This window comes from Halosimplex rubrum, assembly GCF_013415885.1.
Classification (GTDB): domain Archaea; phylum Halobacteriota; class Halobacteria; order Halobacteriales; family Haloarculaceae; genus Halosimplex; species Halosimplex rubrum.
This window is the reverse complement of the sequence record NZ_CP058910.1, coordinates 3,925,219-3,943,770: the sequence shown is the minus strand read 5'-3', so window position 1 is coordinate 3,943,770 and position 18,552 is coordinate 3,925,219. Positions and strand designations below refer to the sequence as shown.

Below are 18,552 nucleotides of genomic sequence, written 5' to 3'. Positions count from 1 at the left end.
CCATGGATTACGCAACGCACTACGACGTGGGGGACCGCAAGCGCGACGGGGGGATCAACGAGGACAGCGTCGCGGTCTCCGTGTTCGAACAGGGCCACCGCGCGGGCTTTCGCGGCTACGACCGCGACGACGCCGACGGTGACGAAACGGGCGACTCCGACGAGGAGGGGCGCGAACCGGAGGCCGGTGACGCCGACGCCGAGTCCGACGAGTCGGCCCCCGACGACCGGCGCGACGAACCGCGGGACCGCGACGGGGCAGACCGCGATCGCGACAACCGGAGCGCGGCGGTGTTCGCGCTCGCCGACGGCGCCGGGGGTCACGACGCCGGCGACGCCGCCTCCTACATCGCGACGACGGCCGTCTGCGAGCACCTCGCGGGCACGGCCGTCGCCGCCGCGCGCAGCGACCCGGAGGGGTTCGACGTGGCCGTCGACGACCCGCTGGCGGCCCCGCCGCGGGACGGAGAGATGGAATCGGCGGTCGCCGAGGCGGTCGTCGCCGCTCACCGCGAGGTGCTGGCGTACGCCGCCGACGCGGGCGAGCAGGCCCACGCGACCGTCGTCGCCGGCGTCTGCGTCGGCGGCCGCTGTCACTACGGGTGGGTCGGCGACAGCCGCGCCTACGTCGTCAACGCCGCGCGCGACGAGATCCTGCCGCTCACCACGGACCACGCGGTCGTCCAGCGACTGCGCGAGGCCGGCGAGATCGACGACGTGGAGGCGCTGGTCCACCCGCGGGGCAACGAGATCACTCGCGCCCTCGGCGGGAGCGGCCGCGGGGACCCCCAGACGGCGACCGTCGACGTGGAGACGGCGACCGTCCCGCTCTACCGCGAGGACGTGTTGCTCGTCACGAGCGACGGCCTGCTGGACGCCCAGACGGAGGCGGCGAAGCTCTACGAGTGGTACGTCGACGCCGGCCGCGACGACGAGATGGCCGCCGTGGTCCGCGACCGCGCGGTCACCGACGGGGAGATCCGCGAGGCGGTGCTGTCGGCGCCGTCGCTGGCCGACGCGGCCGAGCGGCTGGTCGACCTGGCCAACGACCGCGGCGGCAAGGACAATCTCTCGACGGTCCTGCTCCACGACGGGACGCTCCCGCCGACGCCGACCGACCCGCCCGCTCGGGCGGCGGGCGCCGAGCAGTCGGTGGAGGAACGCGAGACGCGAATGCAATGAGCGTCTCGGGAGGTGAGCGGGGAGCGGAGCGACCCGCGAGCAGCGAGACGCTCGCCGAGCACGACTGAGGGTATCGCGCGGCCGATCGGGTCGGATCCGTCGTCCGCGGCCGCCCGCGGTCGTGCGGTTCCCGACCCTCCGCCGCGCCGACACGACGGGGCAACTGTTTTGATGACCGGCCTGCATATGCCGACAGCTATGTCGCACAGCACGAGCGGGACGGTCGAGTGCCCCCTCTGCGGGGAGGAGTTCGACCCGACCGCCGCGGGGGGCTGGTGTACGAACTCGGACTGCGGGGAGTGGCAACACGAAGCGACCGCGCCCGAGACGGACGACGCCGGGGCCGAAACCCCGGACACGGACGACGCCGGGGCCGAAACCCCGGACACGGACGACGCGCCCGACGCGACCGGGGACGGGACCGACTCGCCGGACGATCCGACCCCCGGTGCCGAGGTCGACGAGCCGGCCGGGGAGCCGGCCGAGGCGGTCTCCGTTGCGGCCGACGACGCCGATACGAGCGCGCCCGACGCAACCGACGATACCGCCGGTGCCGACTCGGCCGACAGCACCGACGCGGAATCGACGGCGGCCGCGGCGGAGCCGTCCGACACGGCCGACGGCGTCGCGGCGGCCGAGGCCGACGCCGGCGTCGACGCGCCGAACGGCGACCGCGCCGATTCGCCGGACGGCGACGAGTCGGAACCGACCGACTCCGAGGCGGTTAACGAGGCCTCCGCTGGCGCGGTCGACGACGAGTCCGGGGCGGGACCCGACCAGGGGGCGGCCGCCGCCGACGAGGGAGCGGCCGATGCCGACGCCGGGACCGGCGAGGGGGGCGACCTCACCTGTCCGGACTGTGGCGAGTCGGTCGACGCCGAAGACAACTTCTGCGCCAACTGCGGCGAGGACGTGTCGGCGCTGGAGCCGGGGCCGCTGACGGAGTGTCCGGACTGCGGGACCGAAGTCGAACCGGACGACAACTTCTGTGCCTCGTGTGGCGAGGACCTCGACGCTCACCGTTCGGGCGGTGAGACCGGAGACGCCGCCGATGCGGCGGTCGACGACGGCACGGCGACCGGTGACGGCACGGCGACCGACGACGGCACAGCGACCGGTGACGCGGGGGCCGGCAACGCCGGGAGCGCCGACGGCGACGACCGGACGGTCGAGCGACCGGGAGACGCCGACGGCGAGCCGGCGTCGGCCGGAGCCGAGGGAGCGGCGGTCGAGGCGCCGGAATCGCTGGTGCTGGTCGTGCGCAACCGCGAGGTTCAAGTGTGGGACGGGGATACGGTCGGTCGAACCGTCCGGAGTATCGTGATGAACACCGGCGGCGACGAGGACGACGCGGTGCGCATCCACCGCGAACACGTGCAGTTCGTCCGCGAGGACGGGCAGTTCCACCTCGTCGCGCTCGGGCAGAACCCGACGGTCGTCGACGGCGAGTCGCTCGACGAGGGCGAGCGCGTCCCCGTCTCGCCGGGCGACCGGATCGAACTCTCCGGCGTCGCGACGCTGCGCGTCCAGGCCCCCTGACCCCGCGGCTCGGTCCGACGAGCGAGCATGGATACCAGAGACACGCGCCGTGAACTCGGCAGGTCCGTCCGCCTCCTCGCAGACGAGGAGCGGTGGTTCTTCCTCGGGCTGGTCGCCGGCGCCGCCGGCTACCTCATCTGGCTGGCCGGCACCGGCGTCGCCGTCTCGCAGGTCGCCGACCTGGTCGTCGGCGCCTACACCGTCGACCCCTGGTCGACCGAGGCGGTCGGGCTCGCCGCGACCTTCGCCGTCCTCTGGGTGCTCGTCCCGTCGGCCGTCGCCGTCCGCTACGTCGTCGGCAACCTCACGAACCTGCGGGGCAACGTCGAGCAGTGTTACCGCTTCGACCATCCGCTGGTCGCGCTCGTCCCGCCGCTGGTCCTGCTGGCCGCAGCCGTCGCGGTCGGTGCGGCCCGCGGCGCCGTCACCTGGTACGTGCTCGCGCTGCTGGCGGTCGCGAACACGCTGTTGCTGGTCCGGACCGTCGCGTACGGCTACCGCGTCTACTCGTTCTCGGCCCCGCGCCTGCTCCAGGCGCTCGTGTTCGTCTCGGCCGTCGTCGCGACGACGGCGACCGTCTCGCGGGCCGCGTCGCTGGGCGGGCAGACCGCGCTGGTCGAGGCGGCCGCCGCGCGCTACGGCGTCGGCGAGGCGGTCTTCGGCGAGGTGACGCTCGCCGGGCTCACGGCGCCGCTGCTCCCGCTCGCCGCGGTCGCGACGCCGGCCGCGCTCGCGCTCGCGTACGTCTGGATCCAGCTGTTCGCGAGCCTGGTCGTCCGGATCCGGCGCCCGGACGTGCCCCGCACGGCGATCCGCGCCGGCCAGCGCTACCCGCAGGTCGTCCAGCCCGGCACGACGGACCGCCTCGCGATGGGCACGGCGTCCGAAGCCGAGTCCGAGAGCGAGTCCGCCGGTAGCGGGACCCAGGCGCCCGACTCCGGCGACGCGTCCGGCGGCTCGACCGCCGGAGCCGGCTCGAACGACGACGCGACCAGCGACACGACCGGGGCGACCGACTCGGGCGAGGACTCGGTGGAGCCCGCCGGGCAGACGCGCGTGTTCTCCCCGCCCGAGGACGCCGAGGTCCCCGGCGCCGACGCCGGGAGCGGCGAGGCGGCGGTGAAAAACGAGTTCTGCCCCATCTGCGGGGAGACCTACGCCGCCGAGCCCGACCGCACGAACTGCCCGAACTGCAACGCCGTTCTCGACCGGGACTGAGTCGACCGTCGGGGGCCGATATGTTCACCCCGGTCGGTCACGCCGGACTCGGCGTCGCTACCGCGCGTCGGCGACCTCGTCGAGCGCGGCGGGGTTCTCGATGGAGGACATGTCCCCGAGGTCCTCGCCGGTGTAGGTTCCCCGCACGGCCCGGCGGATGATCTTCCCGCTCTGGGTCTTCGGGAACTCGTCGACGAACAGCACCTCGCGCGGGCGGAACGGCTTGCCCAGTTCCTCGCCGACGAGTGCCCGGACCTCGGGGCGCAACTCGTCGCCCTCCTCGAAGCCGTCCTCGACGACGACGTAGAGGACGACGGCCGTGCCGGTGGTGTCGTCGGGGACGCCGACGGCGGCGGCCCGGTTGACCGCCTCGTGTTCGATGGCGGCGCCCTCGACCTCGGCCGGACCGACCTTCCGGCCGGCGACGTTCAGCGCGTCGTCGGCCCGGCCGTGGAGGAACCAGAACCCGTCGGCGTCCTTCTGCGCCCAGTCGCCGTGGTCCCACAGGCCGTCCCAGGTCGACCAGTACTCCGGGAGGTAGCGCTCGTCGCCCGACCAGAGCGACTTCGTCATCGACGGGCACGAATCGCGGGCGACGAGGTACCCCCGCTCGCCCGTCTCGGCGACGCTCTCTCCGTCCTCGTCGACGATGTCGACGTCCATCCCGAGTCCAGGGCCGCCGAGCGTGCAGGGCTTGAGGTCCTGGATCGGCATCGGCATCAGGAAACAGCCGCAGATCTCCGTGCCGCCGGAGATGTTGATGATGGGCGCCTCGCCGCCGCCCACGTTCTCGTAGAACCACAGCCACGACTCCGGGTCCCAGGGTTCGCCCGTCGAGCCGAGGATGCGCAGACTGGAGAGGTCGTGCCCGTCGAGCCACTGGTCACCGTGTCTGCGCAGCGCGCGGATCGCGGTGGGCGAGATGCCGAACTGGGTGATGCCGTGGCGGTCGATCATCTCCCAGTAGCGGTCGGGCTCGGGGTGGTCGGGCGCTCCCTCGTACATGAAGACGGTGTTGCCGAAGTGGTGGTTGCCGATCAGCGTCCAGGGACCCATCATCCAGCCGATGTCCGAGACCCAGAAGAAGCGGTCGGCCGGTTTCAGGTCGAACCCGAAGTACAGCTCCTTGGCGCACTGGACGTTCACGCCGGCGTGCGTGTGGACGATACCTTTCGGCTCGCCCGTGGTCCCCGACGAGTAGAGGAGCATCGACTCCTGGCTCGCGTCGAGTTCGCGCGTCTCGAACTCGTCGCTCCGGGTCTCGACCGCGTCGGCCCACCAGCGGTCGCGGTCCTCGGCCCAGGGGATGTCGTGGTCGTCCGCGTCGACGGTGTCTGCGGACTCGCTCCCCGCGTCGCCCTCGGCACGGGTCCCCAGCCGGTCGTAGACGACCACCTCCTCGACGTGGCCGGCCTCCTTGACGGCCTCGTCGGCGGTCCCCTTCAGTCGCACCTCGCTGCCGCGGCGGTAGAAGCCGTCGCCGGTGAACAGCACCGAGGGCTCGGCGTCGTCGATGCGGGTGGCGGTCGCGTCGACGCCGAACCCGGAGAAGATGGGGACGGCGATCGCGCCGACCTCGAAACAGCCGTAGAGGATCGAGACGACCTCGGGGACCATCGGCATGTACAGGCCGACGGTGTCGCCCGCGCTCACGCCGCGGGCGTCGAGGTAGTTCGCCACCTTGTTCGACTGGCGGTGGAGTTCGTGGAAGGTGACTTCCCTGATCTCGCTGGCTTCGCCGTCCGGCCCGACGGGTTCGCCCTCCCAGATGCAGGCGACCGTGTTCCGGGTCTCCGCGTCGGTCGCGGCGTGGCGGTCGAGGACGTTGTGGGCGATGTTGGTCGTCCCGCCGGGGTACCAGTCGGTGAACTGCGGGCCACCGCGGATCGCGGCCTCGCCGTCTTCTCGCGGGCTTCGCCCGCTCGAACGGTCCGCGGAGCTTCGCTCCGCGCTACTCGCGTCCGGGGCGCTGCGCGCCCCGCTGTCGTCCCGGACGCGGTCGTACGGCTCGAAGAACTCCACGTCCAGGTACTCGGTCATCGTGTCCCAGAACCAGTCGACGCCCGACGCGGGCTGACCGGGGGCGGCCTCGGTCGTCCGGGCGATCAGCTCCTCGTAGTCGTCGATGTCGTAGGTTCGCATGAACTCCCGGACGTTGGTCGACTCAACGAACGCCCGGTCGGGCCGGTGGACCACCTCGCTGTCTCCGAGTGAGTCGGACGCCATACGGGGCGTTCGCCCGGCGAACCCAAAGTAGTTGCCCGGTCGATCGTGAACGACGGCCGGCGTGGCCGTTTCCGGAGCCGTACCGTCCCGCTCGCCCGCAACTTCTTTTCGCGTGGCCGTCCGAGGGTAGCACATGTACGTTCGGGACGCCAAGAACCGCGACGAGGCCTGGCTGCTGGACCACATCGAGGCGATGGGGTTGGACGAGACAGCGTTCCGTTCGCGCGACTACGTGATCGCCGTCGACGAGGTGGACGACGTCAAGGCGGGGTTCGGCCGCTACCGCGTCCACAAGACCGACGACGGCGAGCACTGCGAGCTCACGAGTATCGGCGTGCTCGACGGCTGGCGCGGCCAGGGCGTCGGCGCCCACGTCGTCGAGCGGCTCGTCCGCACGGCCGCCGACGAGGGGTTCGAGGTCGTCTACTCGCTGACCGACGAACCCGACTACCTCGCGCAGTTCGGCTTCGACCCCATCGACGAGTCGGAACTGCCCGACCGACTCGCCGAGCGCCTCGGCGAGAAGCGCGAGGGCGTCGCGCCCGAGGCGGTCCCGATGCGCGTCGACCCCGGGCGGTTCGGCGTCCCCGACCGGCTCCGCGAGGCGTTCAAGGGCGCGGCGGCCGCCCCGGAGGACGACGAACCCGAGGAAGGGCCGGAGGACTTCGGGATCGACCCCGACGAGGCGACCTACAAGTACGACACCGGCCGGTGACCCGCGACCGTCGGTGACCCCGCGGCGACCGGGAGTCTCGCCGCCGCGGGCGGTCCCGTCCAGCGGCCCCTTCCCGCGGCGGGAACGGAAGTTTAAAGATTGTATCACGGCCAGTTTCGAGACAAGAATGCTCCCGATCCCGCTCCAGCTGGTCGACGGGTTCCTGCTGAAGGTGAACTTCGGCGACGCGCTCATCGTCGGGTTCGTCCTGGGACTGTTCGCCGTGGCGACCCAGCGCTCGCGGAAACTGCTGACGTTGCACCTCATCACGTTCGGCGCCCTGTTCCTCCTCAGCCCCGGCAGTATGTACGCGCCTCAGGAACTGAGCCTCCTCGACAGCATCATCCAGTACAAGATGATCGGCCTCGTCCTGCTGGTCGTCTCGCCCGTCCTCTACACCACCGCACAGAAGTAAGCCGTTCGCCTCGTTTTCCGCCCCGTCGCGTCCCCGCCGCCTACTCGCGAGCCCGCAGGTGCCCCTCACTCGATCTTGCCGAGCGCGGCGAAGAAGTCCAGCGGCGGCCCCGCGATCCGGACCGGCCGCGCCGCGCGTTCCAGGGTCACCTGCGCGGGCACGTCCAGTTCCTGCCGTGCGCGGCCGTCGCTGACGACGAACCCGCCGTCGGCGTCGTCGATCCGGACCGTGACCGTGCTGTCGGCGTCGACCACGAGCGGCGGCATCGACTCCGCGCCGCACATCTCCGTGAGCACGAGCGTCGACACGCTCGGGTGGACCAGCGGCCCGCCCTCGCTGAGGTTGTAGGCGGTCGAGCCGGTCGGCGTCGCGACGAGCACGCCGTCGGCGTGTCCGCTGGTGTACAGCGACCCGTCGACGCGTACCTCGACGGCCGCGCCGCCGCCGTGGCCGCGCCGCGGCCCCTGGACGACCACCTCGTTGAGCGCCGGGGGCAGCGACCAGCCGTCGCCGGACGCCTCGACCCGCGGCATGTCCCGGGTCTCGACGGCGCCGCGGTCCTGGTACTGTTCGACCGCCGCGGTGACGGCAGCGACGGCCTCCTCCGGCGGGACGGCGTTGAGGAACCCGACCTCGCCGAGGTTGACGCCCATGATCGGCGTCGCCCCGGCCGCCCGGGCGGCGAACAGGAAGGTGCCGTCGCCGCCGATGCTCACCACCAGGTCGCAGTCGGCCAGCTCGTCGACGGGGACGCCCAGCTCCGCCGGGTCGGGCCGGCCGCTCGGCCACGCGGCGGAGTCCTCGGCGGACTCCTCGTCGACGGCGACGGCGACGCCCATCCCGGACAGTCGCTCGTACAGGTCCGCGACGATCCCCGCCGCCCGCCGGTTGCCGCGCTGGCCGACGATTCCGACTCGCATTGCCCCCCGATTCGCGTTCCTCCCCAATAAACGACCCCTTCGGCGTCCGGCGACCGTCGCCCCGCGACCGCCCACCCCCTCGAATCAACTCCGATAGCTGGCGGGCAAGTTTAATGCCGAGTGAGACTCACCTTTGCCCATGATTACCCCGGAATCCGGGGAGGCAAACGGATGAGCGACGACGCCGAGGACGACTGGTTCGAAGACGCGCTCGGCGAGGAGGAGTCGGCGGAGTCGGCCGAGCCCGCCGACGCGTCGGACGACCGGGAGTCCGACGCCGACGAGGGGTCCGACGCCGGCGCCGACGACCCGTTCGACGGCGGCGATGCGTTCGACGAGTCGGACGACGGCGCCGCCGACGGCGAGAGCGGGCTCGCCGACTCCGCCGGTGGGGGTGCCTTCGGTGACTCGGCCGGTGACGACGCGTTCGGCGGCGCCGGTGACGGCACGGACGGGTTCGGCGACACCGACGGCGACACGAGCGCGTTCGGCGACGTGGGGACCGGTGGCGACAGCGCGTTCGGCGACAGCGGTAGCGGCGACGCGTTCGGGAGTGACACCGACGAGGGCGGCCTCTTCGACGACGACTTCGCCGACGCCATGGGTGGCGGCGGCGACGCCGACTTCGAGGACGATGACTTCGAGTCGAACATCCCGCGGCTGGACCTGGGTATCGAAGGTCTGGACAACATGGTCCAGGGCGGGATCCCCCTGCGCCACCTCATCGTCATCGTCGGCGGGGCCGGCACCGGCAAGACCACCTTCGGCCTCCAGTTCCTCCAGCACGGCCTCGAGAAAGACGACACGGATCGCGGCGTCTTCATCACCCTCGAACAGACCTACGAGGACATCATGGCCACCGCCGAGGAGCGCGGCTGGGAGTTCGAGCGCCACGAGGCGGAGGGGAACCTCGCCGTCATCGACTTAGACCCCGTCGAGATGGCCAACAGCCTCGACAACATCCGGGGCGAACTCCCCGAACTCATCGAGGACTTCGGCGCCGACCGGTTCGTCCTCGACTCGGTCTCCCTGCTGGAGATGATGTACGACGACGTCTCCCGCCGGCGCACCGAGGTCTTCGATTTCACCCAGAGCCTCAAGCAGGCCGGCGTCACCACCGTCCTCACCAGCGAGGCCAGCGAGGACAACCCCTACGCCTCCCGCCACGGTATCATCGAATATCTGACCGACGCCGTCTTGCTGCTGCGGTACGTCCGATCGGAGACCCAGGAGACCAGACTCGCCGTCGAGATACAGAAGATACGCAACGCCAACCACTCCCGGGAGACCAAACCCTACGAGATCACGATGGACGGCATCTCCGTCTACGAGCAGGCCAACATTTTCTGATCGATCTATCTCCCGATCCGGTCGTCGAGGTTCACGTGGATCGCCCGACTCGCTGTGGGGTGTTCCCTCTCGACGTGGTATCGAACACAACTATAATATATGTCGACTCCGATACATCTGTCGATGTCGAGTCGGGACCCGGACGAATTGCGGGCGGAACTGAGGTCAATCGACTTCTCAGGGGATCCCGAGCTGCTGCCGGAATTCCGGGACGAAGCGCGCGAGACAGTCGATAATCAGGTCGCTACGTTAAACGACATCGACACCAAGGCGAGCAGGATACTTCGGTTGAACATCGTCCTGATCGGCGTTCTCGTTTCGGCTGCCTCCATTGCGGCGAAAGCTGGTAGCGGGAATCAGTCCGGGATCACGGCGGTAGAACCTTTTTTGAACGTCTATATGCAGACCGGTGTGGGTGCGCTCGTCGGTTCCACTGCGTTCGCCGCCATGACTTACACGACGTCTGAACTCGATGTCGGCCTGAGTTCGAACAACCTGAAAACGCTCCTCGAATCCGATTTCTCTAGAACGGATATTGAGGAGCTTGTCGTGAAAAACTACATCGTGCGGATAAATTTCAACCGCAGCACGAACATTCGGAATATCCCACTGATACAGCTCACGATCCTGCTCGTCATCGCAGCCATCGTCTCGTTCTCGCTCGGACTCTACACCGCCGTGATCGGGCCAGTGTCGCCGTGGTTGCTCGGCACCGCGCTCGCGTTACTCGCCACCGTGACGATCGTCTCCGGCCTACCGACTCAGCTCCGGCGAGCAGGTCGCGACTGGTGGGAGTGGCGGTAACCAAAGGATTATGAGCGAGAAACACGGACCTAGTGATGTGAGTCAAGAGGACCATCAGGATGCCCGTGAGAACAGGGAGCGGGCCGTCGCGAGCCTCCTTGACGGCGGGGAACGCGTCGCTAAGGGTCGACAGCGGGACGGGGACGAGTAGTTACAGCCGCTCCGATACGTACATCGTTATTGAAATCTCCGGGCTGGACGCCGAATAGACGAACAGTCGCACTGCGAGTTCCGGAGTCGAATCCCTTCTGGATAGGCAACTCCGTTGTCTCCTCTCCACTGCAACATCAGTTTTCACTCGCAAACCGGAGCGAGACGGTGCTGCCCGTCTCGTCCACGTCGAAGGACAACTCGGCCTCGCAGCGGTCGGCGACCCAGGAGACGATCCAGAGGCCGATGCCGCTGCTGTGGGCCAGCGGCGTCTCCTCCCGGCGTCTGATGACCTCCCGCTCGTGTTCGGAGATACCGGGTCCGTCGTCGCTGACGCGGATCTCCGCGCCACTGGGGGCGCAGCCGACGGCCACGCGGACGGTGGGGTCGCTGGCGTCGTTGTGTTCGACGGCGTTCTCGACGAGACATTCGACGGCGGACTCGACGCCCGACGCCGTCTCGACGGTGCAGGTCTCGGACCCGGACACGACGTAGCTGGCGTCGGGATACCGGTCGCGGACGCGCGCGACGACCCGCTCGGCGACGACGCGCAGGTCGTAGGTCGCGGTCTCGTCGGGTCGGTCGACGAGGTGTTCGATCGTCCCCGCCTTCTCGCTGAGGGCTATCAGCTCGTCGCTGGCCTCGACGATGCGGCCGACTCTGGCGGCGTCGTCGCCCGTCGCGCCCTCCGCGAGGAGGTCCGCGTTGCCGCGGATCGTCGTCAGCTTGTTGCGGATGTTGTGTCGCAACACCCGCGAGAGGATCTGTCTGAGCAGTTCCAGCTCGGCCTCGCGCTCGGTCAGCTCCTGCTCGCGGCGCTTGATCGGTGTGATGTCGCGGAGGACGACCACGCGAGCGACGGTCCGGCCCGCCTCGACGACCGGTGAGACCGACACCGAATACGAGTGCGAGTCGCCGTCGACGGTCCGGGTGACGACCGCGGGGCTCGAAGGCCCGCCGTCGGCCGCCGAGTCGTCGCCGTCGGCCAGGGTCTCGCCGCCGTCGGTGGCCGGAGCGTCGGCCAGCGACGGGAAGTAGGTCCCGATGGGGTCGCCGGCGTACGAGGGGGGGATGTCGAACTGCGCGCGGGCGGCGCGGTTGCAGTCGACGACGCGGTCCTCGTCGTCCAGCGTCACGACTGCGTCCTGCATCTCGGCCATCGCCACCTGGCGGGCGACCGGGACGATGTCGAGGAACTCCGCGCGGTACAGCGCCCACGACAGCAGGAGGCCGCTGCCGACCAGCCCGAACGGCGTCAGGTCGTGGACCGTCGGGACGGGGCCGAACAGCGTCGCGAGGTTCGCGACCACCGGCGGAGCCACGGCGACCGAGAGGACGGCGGTCTGCCGTCGCCTGAGCCCGCTCGACCGGGACCACTCGGCGACGAGCAGTCCCGTGCCGACGGCGATGAGTCCGTAGTTGAGGGCGGTCTGCAGCCAGAACCACGGGCCGTACGCGACGACGGGGATCGACCCGTCGAGGGTCGTCGCCGGCCCGAAGACCAGACCGTGAGTGCCGTTGGTGACCACCAGCGAGAGTTCGACCAACACGTACGCGACGGCGGTGGCCGCGACGGTCCGCGAGAGCGAGAGCCGGCCGGTCACCTCCGCGGCGACGAGGAACCAGCCGACCGAGACGACCGACGCCGCGGAGAGCCGGACCGTCCACAGCGCCATCGACGGCGCGAATCCGGCGACGAAGTAGTTGACACCGAGGCTCAGCGGCCACAGCGAGATCCCCAGGACGGCGAGTGCGAAGCCCGTGCTTCCCGGTTTGTCCGGTCGGCGGAGGGGTTCGCGCAGGAGGACGAGCAGCCCGGCCCCCGTCAGCAGGTACGCGACCCCCACGATCGCTGTCGCCGACGCCATTCCCCGACCGTTGAACGGGGAGCTACAAAACACACCCGGTCGGTTCGACGGCTACGGAGGCGCTGGGCCGTGATGTGCGTGCTGTCGCGAAACCGCGAGACGGTGGCCGAGCGGGGACCGACGGGCGAGCGGGGACCGACGGGCGAGCGGAGACCGGCGGTCCGTCGCCGGCCGATCGGTCACCAGTCGACCGAGAGGGTGCCGTCGCCGTTCGGGTCGGGTGCGATCTCCTCGTCGGTGCGGCGGTCGACGACGTGGATGACGCCGCGGTCTTTCTTCGCGGGACAGATCTCCGCCGCGCGGACGTTCTCGTCGAGGTCGTCCTCGTCGATGAAGTACGCCCGCGGTTTGGCGATCCCGGTCGAGAGGTCCAGTTTCCAGTTGTCCGAGACCTCGGCGCACTTCCCGGCGCCGAAGCACTTGTTCGCCTCGAAGATGATCTTGTACGGTTTCTCCTCGACTGGGGGCGCGTCGCGCTCGCCGATCGTCGCCGGATCGACGGGTCCGTCCTCGGCCATACGGTCCGATCGGCGGCGACGGGCCTTTCGTCTGTCGCTTCGCGCGAGATAGCCGTCCGTCCGCCGAGCCGGTGGCGGCCTCGCGTCGGGGCGAGCGACCGGGCGGCCCGCCGACTATAAGACGCGGGCGGCCCCACCCGCAGACATGACGTATCTGGTGCCCTTCGACGGGTCGGCGCTGTCCGAGGCCGCGCTGGAGCGAGCGCGGGAGTTCGCCGATCTCACCGACGCGGAGCTCGTCGCGCTCGTCGTGATCCCGCTAGACGAACGCGACTTCGCCGTCGAGCGCGGCTGGATCGACGCCGAGGAGCGCTACGACCCCGACGAGATCGAGTCGGCGCTGGAGGCGCGGATCCGGGCCATCGCGCCCGAGGCGACCTTCCGCTGCGAACGGCCGGAGGACGTGAGTTCGGTCGCCTCGATCACCACCGACGTGGTCCGGACGATCCGCGCGGTCGCCCAGGACGTTTCGGCGGAGATCGTCTTCATCGGTAGCGAGAACGCCGGGCGCGTCTCGACGCCGGTCTCCAGCGTCGGCGCGCCGATCTCCGAGGACCCCCGCTACGACGTACACATCGTCCACCACGCCGACGGGGGCTGACTCCGTTCCCCGTCTTCAGCGCACGACCGTGACGGGGACGGGCGAGCGCCGGACGACCGCCTCGGCGACGCTCCCGAGGAGGACCCGCGTCACGCCCGAGCGCCCGTGGCTCCCCATGACGATCTGGTCGACCCCGCTCTCGTCGGCGACCTCCACGATGACGCGGATCGGCTTGCCGACCTCGATCTCACGTTCGATCGACAGGTCGGTGCCGTCGGCGAGGGCGGCGATCTCGGCGAACAGCTCCTCGGCGGCCGCCTTCTCGCTCTCGTACCACTCCTCGGAGAAACTCGGGATCGAGGCCTGGGCGCTGTAGCCGGCCTCCGCGGGGTTGACGACGTGCAACAGCACCACCGCCGCGTCGCCGAACTCCTCGGCGACGAACTCGAACGCCCTGTGTGCCTGCTCGGACCCGTCGACCGGGACCAGGATGCGCTTGCCCATGTCCCACGTACGGCGCGGCCGGTGCTTCAATCTTCGGCGCGTCGCCGGGTTCGGAGCGGTGAGCCGCCGACCGACAACCCTTAGGCCCGCTCGCCGTCTACCCGGCGGTATGCTCGACACGCTCGTCGCGGCGCCGCTCCAGTCGACCGGAGCCCTGGTCGCGGCGGCGGTGTTCCCCGCGTTGACGTGGGTCACGCTCGTCGTCTGGGTGTCTCAGGACGCCGTCGCGCGCGGGAGCGACCACCCGATCCGCTCGACGGCGACCGTCGCCGTCTTCCCCCCCGCGCTGGTCGCGTACGTCGTCTACCGTCCCGAGCGGACGACCCCGCAGTCCGACCGCGAGCGACTCGCGCTGACCGTCCTGCTGGCGCTGCTGGCGGCGATGATGGCCGGAACGGTCCTCTCGCCGCCGGACGTGTTCGCCCAGCCGCGCAACACCTTCGGCGCCGTGCTGGTGACGCTACCGCTGTTCTACCTCCTGGTCTACCGCGAAAACGAGGGGGAATCCGACGCCGAGGCGGCCTCCTGAGGCGTCGGGCAGCGAACCGCCGGCGTCAGTCCTCGCCGGTGACTTCCTCGCGGAGGGTCGCGACCTCGGCGACCCGTTCGGCGTGGGCGTTGTGCTGGTGGATGGACTCGTCGTTGGACTGCTCCATCCGGACGACGGCGTCGTCGTCGAGGCCGGGGAACTCGTCGATCACGCCCTCGGCCATCGCGCGGACGCAGTCCTCGACGAACTTCGCGTCGAGGTGCGATTGGTAGGTCATGTGGTCCTCGTCGGGCCGCTTGGCGAGGTTGTAGATGCGCGCGCTCATCGAGTCGCGGGCCACCTCGATCAGTTCGACGAGGTCCACGTCGGGGCCGCCCTCGCTCTCGACGGTCAGCGTCGCGTGGCCGCGCTGGGAGTGGCCCGGCTGGGGGACCTCCTCGAGGAACTCCTCGATGGTGCGGTCGTCGACGCCCTGGTCGCGCAGTTTCTCGCGGGCGCGGGCGGCGGACATCCCCTGCGAGCAGGGGCAGACGGTCATGCCGGTGACCTCGGCGCCGATCTCCTCGCGGATGTCGCCGTCCTCGGTGGCCGTCGCCGAGGCGATCACGTCGGCGGTCGACTGGGTCGGGAGGTCGCTCGCGGGCGTCCGCTCGCGCGTGACGAACTCGGCTTCCATGCGGACCTCCGCCCGTTCGGTGTAGTCGTGCTTGTCGAGCAGGCGCTCGGCGGCGGTGCCGCAGATGTCCTCGATGCGCAGGTCGCCCTGGCTGACCGCCTCCTCCAGGGTCTCGTCGACGACCTCCATGTTGCGGCTCATGTCGGCGCCCTTGCGCCAGGAGGGCAGGTCGACGAACACCTCGAACTCGGCCATCAGGACGTACGGGCGCTTGTCCTCGCGGCTGATCTCGACTAACTTCTCGACGCCGGTGACGCCGACGCGGTTGAGGCCGACAGTCACGTCCGGGCTCGACGCCTGGACGTCCGGCAGTTGCGGAGTCATTGCGCCCGGCTTAGGACCTTCCCCGAATAGTGTTTTCGAAAGGCTCGATACCCGCCTCGCTCGGTGACGACGCGTCGCTGTCGGCGGGGGTCGCCGACCGGGTCACTGCTCCAGGTCGCGGAACAGCGCCTCGAAGTCGTCGTCGGCGAGGCTCTCGGCGGCCGTCGACAGCGAGGCGCGCAGCTCCGCCCGGCGGTCTTCCAGACGGCGGAACTCGTCGCTGTCGGCCAGCTCGGCGGCGTCTTTCGTCGACCGGAGCGCGACGTAAGTGCGCGTCACCCGGTAGTACTCCCGGAGCCGCCGCTCGTACTGGGCACAGCGCAGGAGCCGGTCGACGGTGTCGAGCAGCTCCTCGCCGGTGACCGGCTTGACGACGTAGTCGTCGAACTCCATGTCGACGATGTCGAAGTCCGCGTCGACCGCGGTGACCATCGCGACGCGGCAGTCCACCCCCCGCTCGCGGACCGTCTCCAGCACCTCGTCTCCGACGAGGTCCGGCATCCGACGGTCCAGCAGCACCACGTCGACGTCGTCGTCGAGCTTCGACAGCGCCTGTTCTCCCCCGTAGGCGGTCCGCACGTCGTGGGTGTCGCGGACGTGTGCGGCGTAGGAGTCGGCGACCGCCGGCTCGTCGTCGACGATCAGCACGACCGCCCGCTCGGGACCCGTCATACGAACGTGGACATATGGTGCGAGGGGCCGCAAAAAGCTTCCGTCGGTCCCGTCGCCGGATCTCGGCGGGTTCGGCGCTCACTCCTCGGCGCCCTCGTCGACCAGGTCCTCGTAGCGCGCGCCGGTCTGTTTCAGCGTCTCCGTCGAGTAGAGCCGCTCGTGGTCGACCGGGAGGTACTCCGCCGCCAGCTCGTCGATCTTCGCGTCGACGGCGTCCTGTTCGCGCCCGTGGATCATCGTGAACAGGTTGTACGACCACTCCCGGTCGGGCCGGCGCGGCCGGTGGTAACACAGCGTCACGTACGGCAGTTTCCCCACGTCGACGCCGCGGTCGTCGAGTTCGTCGTCGGGCACGTCCCAGACGACCATGCAGTTGGCGTCGAACCCCGTCACGAGGTGGTTGACGACGCAGCCGATCCGCTTGATGCAGCCGTCGGCCAGCAGCCGCTCGACGCTCGCGAGCACCTCGTCGACCGGCGCCGAGACCGTCTCGGCCACGTCCCGATAGGGAGTCGCCGTCAGCGGGAAGCCGCCCTGGACCGCCAGCAGGACCCGTCTGTCCAGCGCCGAGAGGTCCGCGGCGGCCCGCTCGCTGATGGTCGTGGCGGACACGTCGGTTTCCGCCAGGCTCTCGCGGGCGAAGCGGTCGCCGTTGACCACCGGGAACTCCAGATCGATGTAGAAGTCGGTCAGCATCGGCAGGACGAGCACCTCGCAGCCGGTCCGCTCCTCGATCTCGGCGAGGATGGCGTCCCGGCGCTCCTTCGAGGCGGCGGTCACTACGAACCACATGTTCCACTCGTGGTCGCGGGCGTAGTTGTGGTTGACCTGCTCGTAGCCGTTGACGACCTCGGCGACCTCGTCGAACCGATCGACGGGGGCCCGCACCGCCGCCAGCGTCGAACTGCCGATCACCGGCGGGTTCAACACGGGGCCGAACCGGCGGAAGATCCCCTCGTCGTAGAGCCGCCGGACCCGGTCGAGCGCCTCGTCCTCGTCGACGCCCACGTCCGCGGCGACGGCCTCGAAGGGCCGCTCGCGAACCGGGAATCCGCTCTGCCAGCCGTCGACGAGGGCCGCGTCGACGGCGTCCACCTGTGCCCGCCAGTCGGCCGTCCCCTGACTCATTCGCCGGAGGTTAGGGAGGCAACAGTGTACCTCTTTCGACTCCTCGCCGACCGCACGGACCGGAAGCGGACGAACGTCCAGATCGCAGCGTCGAAACCGACCGCGCCGTCCGCCGCCCGGCGAAATCAGGGCGCTTTAACCGGATCGGACCGAAGGTCTTCGTATGGCACAAGCGACGCGCGAATTCGGCGACTGGCCGCTCAAGCGGCTGATGACCGAAGTCGTCGGCTCGGGGCACAAGTCCGCCGACGACATGACCCGCGAACAGGCCCGAGAGGCGTTCCAGCGGGTCCTCGCGGGCGAACCCGACCACACGACGCTCGGCGCGTTCTGGCTCGCAAACCGCTGGAAGCGCAACACTCCCGAGGAGCTGGGCGCCTACGTCGACGTGATGCGCGAGGAGAGCGTCGAGACGGCCGAACCCGAGGTCGACCCCGTCGACTGCGGGGCCAACTACGACGGCAAGGGCCGCTCGGCCATCCTCGGGGTCGCCGCCGGCGTCGTCGCCGCGGCCGCTGGAACTCCCGTCGTCGTCCACAGCGGCGACCGCGTCCCCACGCAGAAACAGGACAGCTACAAGCACGTGCTGGACGAACTCGGCGTCCGGACCGAGATCGAACCGGGCGAGAGCGCCGACATGGTCGACGAGACCGGCTTCGGCTACTACTACCAGCCGGCGTTCAACCCCGGGATCCACGCGCTGTGGGACCGACGGGACAACATGGGCGTCCGCACGTTCGTCAACACCGTCGAGACGCTGGCCAACCCCGCCGACGCCGACGTGCATCTGGGTTCGTTCTATCACCTCGCGTTCGCGGTGAAGATGACCGACACGCTCCAGGCCGCCGAGAGCCAGTCCGTCTCCCGGACGCTGTTCTTCCAGGGGATGGAGGGCTACGACGACGTGCGACCCGGGACCACGGTCGTCGGCGAGTGGGGGTCGGTGCGAAGCACCGACGAACCGGCGAGCGGGGAGCGGAGCGACCCGCGAGACAACGAGGGAGACGGGGAACTCGACGACTTCGAGATCAAGACCGCCGAGTACGGCATGGACTTCGAGAGCGAGGACCTGCACGTCGAGGACGTGGCCGCCGAGTCCGCGGAGATCACCGAGGCAGTCCTGGCCGGCGAGCGCGACGACCAGTTCGCCGACGCCGTCGCGCTCAACGCCGCCCTGCGCATCTACGCTCGCGAGGACGCCGACTCGATCGACGAGGGGCTGGAGACGGCCCGCGACGTGCTGGCGAGCGGCGACGCCGAGGCGGTGCTCGAGGACTTGCGGGCGTTCTGAGGGGACCGACGCGGGCTCCTCG

At 70.2% G+C, this 18,552-nt stretch carries 18 protein-coding genes; 10 read left to right on the top strand and 8 right to left on the bottom strand.

Annotated features, from left to right (window positions below):
• Positions 1-2: 2 nt before the first annotated feature.
• The 3 genes from HZS55_RS19755 to HZS55_RS19745 all read left to right on the top strand — a co-directional run bounded on the left by HZS55_RS19755 (position 3) and on the right by HZS55_RS19745 (position 3,938).
• A complete protein-coding gene (locus HZS55_RS19755) occupies positions 3-1,181 on the top strand; it encodes a PP2C family protein-serine/threonine phosphatase (RefSeq protein WP_179909261.1) in 1,179 nt (392 codons plus the stop codon).
• 198 nt (positions 1,182-1,379) lie between these two features.
• Positions 1,380-2,720, top strand: coding sequence for a zinc ribbon domain-containing protein (locus HZS55_RS19750; RefSeq protein ID WP_179909260.1), 1,341 nt, complete (start codon positions 1,380-1,382; stop codon positions 2,718-2,720).
• A 27-nt stretch (positions 2,721-2,747) separates the two neighbouring features.
• Positions 2,748-3,938 (top strand): hypothetical protein, encoded by a 1,191-nt coding sequence (locus tag HZS55_RS19745; protein ID WP_179909259.1) that lies wholly within the window; start codon positions 2,748-2,750, stop codon positions 3,936-3,938.
• Between the two features lie 57 nt (positions 3,939-3,995).
• Here HZS55_RS19745 and HZS55_RS19740 read toward each other — a convergent pair whose 3' ends face one another.
• Positions 3,996-6,164 carry an acyl-CoA synthetase gene (locus HZS55_RS19740; protein ID WP_179909258.1) on the bottom strand — a complete coding sequence of 723 codons (2,169 nt, stop codon included), beginning with the start codon at positions 6,162-6,164 and terminating at the stop codon, positions 3,996-3,998.
• Positions 6,165-6,297: 133 nt separating this feature from the next.
• On the opposite strand from HZS55_RS19740, the gene HZS55_RS19735 reads away from it, so the two are divergent.
• The gene (locus HZS55_RS19735; RefSeq protein ID WP_179909257.1) at positions 6,298-6,879 is read left to right on the top strand and encodes a GNAT family N-acetyltransferase; all 582 of its coding nucleotides are present in this window, start codon (positions 6,298-6,300) and stop codon (positions 6,877-6,879) included.
• 127 nt (positions 6,880-7,006) lie between these two features.
• On the top strand, positions 7,007-7,294 hold the full coding sequence (locus HZS55_RS19730) for a hypothetical protein (protein WP_179909256.1): 288 nt from the start codon (positions 7,007-7,009) through the stop codon (positions 7,292-7,294).
• A gap of 65 nt (positions 7,295-7,359) precedes the next feature.
• Here the strand turns inward: HZS55_RS19730 and HZS55_RS19725 are convergent, their stop codons facing one another.
• Positions 7,360-8,214, bottom strand: a complete 855-nt coding sequence (locus HZS55_RS19725) for an NAD(+)/NADH kinase (protein ID WP_179909255.1) — start codon at positions 8,212-8,214, stop codon at positions 7,360-7,362.
• A gap of 171 nt (positions 8,215-8,385) precedes the next feature.
• Here HZS55_RS19725 and HZS55_RS19720 point away from each other — a divergent pair, with 171 nt between their 5' ends.
• Positions 8,386-9,564: a KaiC domain-containing protein gene (locus HZS55_RS19720; RefSeq protein ID WP_179909254.1), complete on the top strand. Its 1,179-nt coding sequence runs from the start codon at positions 8,386-8,388 to the stop codon at positions 9,562-9,564.
• A 123-nt stretch (positions 9,565-9,687) separates the two neighbouring features.
• Positions 9,688-10,368 carry a hypothetical protein gene (locus tag HZS55_RS19715; RefSeq protein ID WP_179909253.1) on the top strand — a complete coding sequence of 227 codons (681 nt, stop codon included), beginning with the start codon at positions 9,688-9,690 and terminating at the stop codon, positions 10,366-10,368.
• 287 nt (positions 10,369-10,655) lie between these two features.
• Here HZS55_RS19715 and HZS55_RS19710 read toward each other — a convergent pair whose 3' ends face one another.
• Together HZS55_RS19710 and HZS55_RS19705 are read right to left on the bottom strand one after the other, a co-directional pair.
• The gene (locus tag HZS55_RS19710; RefSeq protein ID WP_179909252.1) at positions 10,656-12,386 is read right to left on the bottom strand and encodes a sensor histidine kinase; all 1,731 of its coding nucleotides are present in this window, start codon (positions 12,384-12,386) and stop codon (positions 10,656-10,658) included.
• A gap of 179 nt (positions 12,387-12,565) precedes the next feature.
• Entirely contained in the window at positions 12,566-12,904 is a 339-nt protein-coding gene (locus HZS55_RS19705; RefSeq protein WP_179909251.1) for a ferredoxin, read from the bottom strand.
• Between the two features lie 145 nt (positions 12,905-13,049).
• On the opposite strand from HZS55_RS19705, the gene HZS55_RS19700 reads away from it, so the two are divergent.
• The gene (locus HZS55_RS19700) at positions 13,050-13,505 is read left to right on the top strand and encodes a universal stress protein (RefSeq protein WP_179909250.1); all 456 of its coding nucleotides are present in this window, start codon (positions 13,050-13,052) and stop codon (positions 13,503-13,505) included.
• Between the two features lie 15 nt (positions 13,506-13,520).
• Here the strand turns inward: HZS55_RS19700 and HZS55_RS19695 are convergent, their stop codons facing one another.
• A complete protein-coding gene (locus tag HZS55_RS19695; protein WP_179909249.1) occupies positions 13,521-13,949 on the bottom strand; it encodes a universal stress protein in 429 nt (142 codons plus the stop codon).
• Between the two features lie 109 nt (positions 13,950-14,058).
• On the opposite strand from HZS55_RS19695, the gene HZS55_RS19690 reads away from it, so the two are divergent.
• A complete protein-coding gene (locus tag HZS55_RS19690; RefSeq protein WP_179909248.1) occupies positions 14,059-14,478 on the top strand; it encodes a hypothetical protein in 420 nt (139 codons plus the stop codon).
• 25 nt (positions 14,479-14,503) lie between these two features.
• Here the strand turns inward: HZS55_RS19690 and mptA are convergent, their stop codons facing one another.
• From mptA to ahbB, 3 genes are all read right to left on the bottom strand, one after another.
• Positions 14,504-15,439, bottom strand: coding sequence for a GTP cyclohydrolase MptA (mptA, locus tag HZS55_RS19685; RefSeq protein ID WP_179909247.1), 936 nt, complete (start codon positions 15,437-15,439; stop codon positions 14,504-14,506).
• 102 nt (positions 15,440-15,541) lie between these two features.
• Positions 15,542-16,111: a response regulator gene (locus HZS55_RS19680; protein WP_179909246.1), complete on the bottom strand. Its 570-nt coding sequence runs from the start codon at positions 16,109-16,111 to the stop codon at positions 15,542-15,544.
• 78 nt (positions 16,112-16,189) lie between these two features.
• On the bottom strand, positions 16,190-17,239 hold the full coding sequence (gene ahbB, locus HZS55_RS19675) for a siroheme decarboxylase subunit beta (protein ID WP_179909245.1): 1,050 nt from the start codon (positions 17,237-17,239) through the stop codon (positions 16,190-16,192).
• A gap of 163 nt (positions 17,240-17,402) precedes the next feature.
• Here ahbB and HZS55_RS19670 point away from each other — a divergent pair, with 163 nt between their 5' ends.
• Positions 17,403-18,530, top strand: coding sequence for an anthranilate phosphoribosyltransferase (locus tag HZS55_RS19670; protein WP_179909244.1), 1,128 nt, complete (start codon positions 17,403-17,405; stop codon positions 18,528-18,530).
• Positions 18,531-18,552: the final 22 nt, after the last annotated feature.